The sequence below is a fragment of the Mucilaginibacter sp. genome (assembly GCF_041663085.1).
Taxonomy (GTDB): Bacteria; Bacteroidota; Bacteroidia; order Sphingobacteriales; family Sphingobacteriaceae; genus Mucilaginibacter.
In genome coordinates this window covers 1-5,120 of the sequence record NZ_JBAZRC010000213.1, presented here as the reverse complement: position 1 = coordinate 5,120, position 5,120 = coordinate 1, and the positions used below count along the sequence as shown (strand labels likewise).

Annotated in this window: 3 protein-coding genes; 2 read left to right on the top strand and 1 reads right to left on the bottom strand. The window is 44.3% G+C overall.

Annotation, left to right across the window (positions count from 1 at the left end):
- Window positions 1-260 precede the first annotated feature (260 nt).
- Complete coding sequence (locus WC615_RS22420; RefSeq protein ID WP_372980264.1) at window positions 261-887, bottom strand: LysE family translocator; 627 nt, start codon at window positions 885-887, stop codon at window positions 261-263.
- A gap of 174 nt (window positions 888-1,061) precedes the next feature.
- On the opposite strand from WC615_RS22420, the gene WC615_RS22415 reads away from it, so the two are divergent.
- A complete protein-coding gene (locus WC615_RS22415) occupies window positions 1,062-1,988 on the top strand; it encodes a cobalamin-binding protein (RefSeq protein ID WP_372980263.1) in 927 nt (308 codons plus the stop codon).
- A gap of 220 nt (window positions 1,989-2,208) precedes the next feature.
- Entirely contained in the window at window positions 2,209-4,764 is a 2,556-nt protein-coding gene (locus WC615_RS22410; RefSeq protein ID WP_372980262.1) for a family 20 glycosylhydrolase, read from the top strand.
- Window positions 4,765-5,120: the final 356 nt, after the last annotated feature.

The window sequence follows — 5,120 nt, the reverse complement described above, 5'->3', positions numbered from 1 at the left end:
TTACTTTTCTTATCATATTCCTATACACCAAATACTTCGAATATTTTTGGGATCATACTAATAAAACACTTTTCTTCGCCATACTTGCCTTGTCGTTCTGGCTAATAGGCCGCAAGGCAGAGAAGATCTGGAATATCAATACAAAAACGCAGGCGCTCAACCAGAATAACTGATGCGTTCCGTCTTGTCACCTCGAATCCCTTTCTAAAGATCGGAAGGCTTAATGGTGCTTCGCCTTTGTTGGTGTTGTCACCAATAAATTACCGGTGCTTAAAAAACATCAGGTATACCTGCTTAATCACATGGTAAGCCGCAAAAGCAAAAAACAGTATGGCTATACTAATGTCAATGACGCGTGCACTCAGTTCAAATTTGCGTTGCAGATATTTGGCAAATTTGGCATATAAAAACAGGGCGATAAAAGCGCCTGCTGCCGAACCAATACTAAAGATAATTAGAGCTAACCTGCCATCCTCTATCCATTCGTGCGTGATCAGGTAAGTACCTGTCACCATCCAGAAGGGGATCTGCATGGGGTTAAGGAAGCCAAGTAAAATGCCATATTTGATGCTGGCGTGGTTGCTATAAGTGGTTTTTGGCGGTTTATTGCGGTTTAACCAGGTAATGGTACCCAGTGTGCCGAATAGTACAACCATAATCCAGTCGATGATGGTATCCAGTCTAACCTCTTCAGAGAGCCATTTAGCGCCCTGCATTACTACGTAGGTAAAAAAGAACTCTACGCAACTAAAAGCGATAATAAACTGCAGTGCCTGTTTAATACCACGATTTATAGTGATCTGTACCAGGGTGAGGTTAATGTTACCGGGGGGGATGTACCCTATAAAATTGGCTATTACCCCGATAAAAAAGGTTAGGAATATCATTGGTGTAAAGATAATATTTAAAGGGCAAATAATATCAGGGGTGTAATTATACCGTTGCTCTTTGCATGGCTGGAGACGCGAAGTATCGCGTCTCTACATGTCCGACTCTGTAGGGATGCTATACTTCGCGTCTTTAACAAAATTGCCTCTATATTTCGCATATTTGCACTCAATATGTCTGCTCATAAAATAATATCATTATTACCCGCCGCTACCGAGATAGTTTGTGCATTAGGATTAGAAGGTAACCTGGTTGGCCGCTCGCACGAGTGCGATTACCCCGAGAGTGTAAAAAGCTTACCCGTATGTTCTGAAGCCAACTTTCCTGATGGTTTAAGCAGCGCGGATATCGATGTAAAGGTTAAAGAGATCCTGGCCGAAGCATTATCGGTTTATACCGTCAAACGCGAGGTAATTAAAGAATTGTCGCCCGATGTGGTAATTACCCAGGCACAGTGCGAGGTTTGCGCGGTATCATTACCCGAGGTGGAGCAGGCACTGGAAAACTATCTGGACAATCAGGCAAAGATCATCTCCCTGCAACCCAATAGCCTTGATGATATATTTACGGATATAGCTGCCGTTGCTAAAGCCTTAAATGTGGAAGCAGAGGGTGAGCGTTTGCTGGAAGACCTGAACGAACGCGTCGACATCATCCGCCATAAGCTAAAGTTTATGGAGAACAAGCCAACCATTGCCTGTATAGAATGGCTGGAGCCCATGATGGTTTCAGGTAACTGGATCCCCGAACTGGTAAGCATTGCAGGTGGCATCCCTATATTGGCGCAGGCGGGCAAGCATTCGCCTTATGTAAGCTGGGATAGCATCCGCGAAAGCGACCCCGAAATTATCCTGTTGATGCCTTGCGGATTTTCCATAGAGCGTACCATGCGCGAGGTGAACCTTATATTAGAGCAACCCGGCTTTAACGAGCTAAAGGCCGTAAAAAATAACCGCATCTATATTGCCGATGGCAACCACTACTTTAACCGCCCCGGCCCAAGGATAGTGGATTCGGTAGAGATATTGGCCGAGATCATCCATCCAAAGCAATTTGCATTTGGCTACGAAGGTGAAGGTTGGATAAAATTCTCACTTTAGAAAATATTTTAAAAAGTATTTCTACATCTTAAATTTATTATATTTACGGTGCGTGAAATTTTTTGTTCCACGCAAAGCGTTTAAATGATATTCAAAGAGAGTGTCATGGTGAGCTTATCGAACCATTTACCGATATTGTGTCGTATATGTCCCGAATCAGGCTCAGACTGACAAAGTGTTTTGCAAGAACCAATAAACCAAACCCTAAATATTTAAACCAATGCGCCGTTTTCTTACCCTAATATTGTTTGTTGCAGTTAATATTAAGGCTGTAGCTGTGATGGCCAATGCGCCAACTTTTGATATTAAAGACCTACACCTGAGCTGGGAGGTAATTGATAACAATTATCAGAACAAACATGAAGCACTTACCTCTTTAACCATAACCAATAAGGGGAAACAAACCTTACCTGCCGGTGGCTGGAAGATCTACTTTAACTCATCGCGTAATTTTATTGCTGATGCAGTTAGCGGTAACGCCAAAGTATTACAGGTAAACGGCGATTTATACAGCATTACCCCCAACGATAAATTCAAAGAAATAAAACCCGGCGAGAGTTTGCGTATCGACTACCTGTGCGAGGATATTGTGGTGAATTTTACCGACGCCATTGAAGGCCCATATTTTGTGTGGGATGCCGAACCGGCCAAAGGTTACTGGCCCGGCGATTTTAGCATCAAACCTTTTAACCCAACCTACCAGGGCTTAATTACCCCCGAGATATTGTATAATCAGAACAAGATTATCCAGGATATCCCGGTATCGCAACTGCAAAAAATTATCCCAACGCCATTAAGCTACACAGAAAATGCAGGTAATTTTGTAATTAACAATACGGTAAGCATTGTAAGCGATCCACTTTTTGCCAAAGAGAAAGCCTATTTTATAACTGGTATCGAAAAACTTTTAGGCAGTAAATTAAAAGGTACATCAACCGATAAAAAGATTATTTTTAAGAAGGATGCTACACTGGGCGCGGAAGCGTATACGCTTAATGTTACCCCAAATGATATGACCATTACGGCATCAACACCTGCGGGATTGTTCTATGGTATCCAGTCGTTCAAAACTTCTATCTCTGCCTCGCCGTGGATGAAAGCGCAGGCCAGTATTCCGGTGCCTTGCATCAATGTTAAAGACGAACCGCGTTTCCCATACCGCGCCGTAATGCTTGACGTTGCCCGTAACTTTCAAAGCAAACAACAGGTGCTTAAACTCATTAACCTGATGGCGGTTTACAAGCTGAACACTCTGCACATGCACTTAACAGATGACGAGGGTTGGAGGATAGAGATACCTTCGTTACCTGAATTGACCGCTGTAGGCTCAAAACGCGGTCATACGCTGGATAGCAAAGCATTCCTACCCGCATCACATGGTTCGGGACCCGATTTTGACAATAAAGCCGGTACAGGTTTTTACACCAAAGCAGATTATATAGAAATACTGAAATATGCTACCGAGCGCCACGTAACCGTAATACCAGAGATTGAAACCCCCGGCCACGCCCGCGCCTCTATTAAAGCGATGGATGCCCGTTACGCCCGCTTACTTGCCGCCGGTGATAAAGCAGGTGCCGAACGTAACCTGCTGCGGGATATGAACGATAAATCCGACTATCGTTCGGTACAATACTGGAATGATAACGTGATTGATGTGTCGTTGCCATCAACCTATAACTATATTGAAACCGTAGTTGGCGATTTAGTGAACATGTATAAAGAAGCTGGTGCGCTGTTGCCTGCTATCCATTTTGGTGGCGATGAGGTGCCAGCGCATGTTTGGGAGCAATCGCCGGCTTATTTGGCTTTAAAAGCCAGCAACCCCGACATTCAAAACACCGGCGACCTGTGGTATTACTTTTACGGCAAGGTTAATGATATTTTGAAGAAACGCAACATCCGCTTAGCCGGCTGGGAAGAAATGGCCCTGCGCAAAACCCAGGTTGACGGACAAAATACCTATGTGCCCAACCCACAGTTTTTGGGAGAGAAGATGCAGGTTGATGTATGGAACAACGTACTTGGCGACGGGCAGGAAGACCTGGCTTACAAGCTGGCGAACGGCGGTTACAAAACAGTGCTTACCTGTGTAACCAACCTGTATTTTGATATGGCCAACTATAAATCGTACGACGAGCCGGGTTACTACTGGGGGGCGTTTTTGGGTATAGATAAGTTCTTCTCTTTTATCCCTTACGATTACTTTAAAAACGCCGATGTTGATAAGACCGGCCGCCCGATAAACCGCAACCTGTTTGTAGGCAAACAACGCCTTACCGATTACGGTAAAACCAACATTATAGGCTTGCAGGGTGCACTTTGGGCAGAAACCGTAAAAACACCCGAGCGGATGGATTACATGATTTTCCCTAAGCTGATCGGTTTGGCAGAGCGTGCCTGGGCAAAAAACCCGGCATGGGCCACAGAACGCGATACCACAAAAGCCCGCGAATTATACAACGCCGACTGGAGCAAATTCCTGAATATATTAGGTAAACGCGAGCTGCCAAGATTAGCATTTTACAACGGGGGTTACAATTTCCGCATCCCTAAACCGGGTGTTATTTTAGAAGATGGCAAATACAAAAGCAATATCCAGTTCCCGGGGATGACTATACGCTACACAACAAACGGCAAAGAGCCGGATGCCAACAGCCCTGTTTATGAAAAACCTGTCCCGGCAAACGGCATTATTAAGTTCCGCGCGTTTGATGCAAAAGGGCGTGGCGGTAATGTAGCCGAGGTACAGAATAAACAGGAACCGGCTTTGTAATAGATTTGACAACTTTTAAAAAATTGTCAAATCTAAAAATCCAATAAACAATAAAGGCTGCCATAAGGCAGCCTTTATTGTTTATTCACCACGACGTCATTGCGAGCGATAGCGTGGCAATCTTCGATAGAAAAGTAGGCGACATGCATGTCGAGGATTGCCATGTCGCTACGCTTATCGCAATGAAGTGACGAAGAAGTTACATATTCACATTCACCCCAAAAAAGTAATTTCTCAAAGGTGCAGGGTTAAAGTAACGGGTGCCAACCGCATTCAAATCATTACCCAGGCTGTATTTTTGGTTAAGCAGGTTATCTGCCCCGGCGTAAAGCTCAAAACGGGTTTTACGGCTGATG

Coding starts and splice junctions, on each gene's coding strand:
- WC615_RS22415 (WP_372980263.1), top strand. CDS start 1,062: ATGTCTGCTCATAAAATAATATCATTATTACCCGCCGCTACCGAGATA.
- WC615_RS22420 (WP_372980264.1), bottom strand. CDS start 887: ATGATATTCCTAACCTTTTTTATCGGGGTAATAGCCAATTTTATAGGG.
- WC615_RS22410 (WP_372980262.1), top strand. CDS start 2,209: ATGCGCCGTTTTCTTACCCTAATATTGTTTGTTGCAGTTAATATTAAG.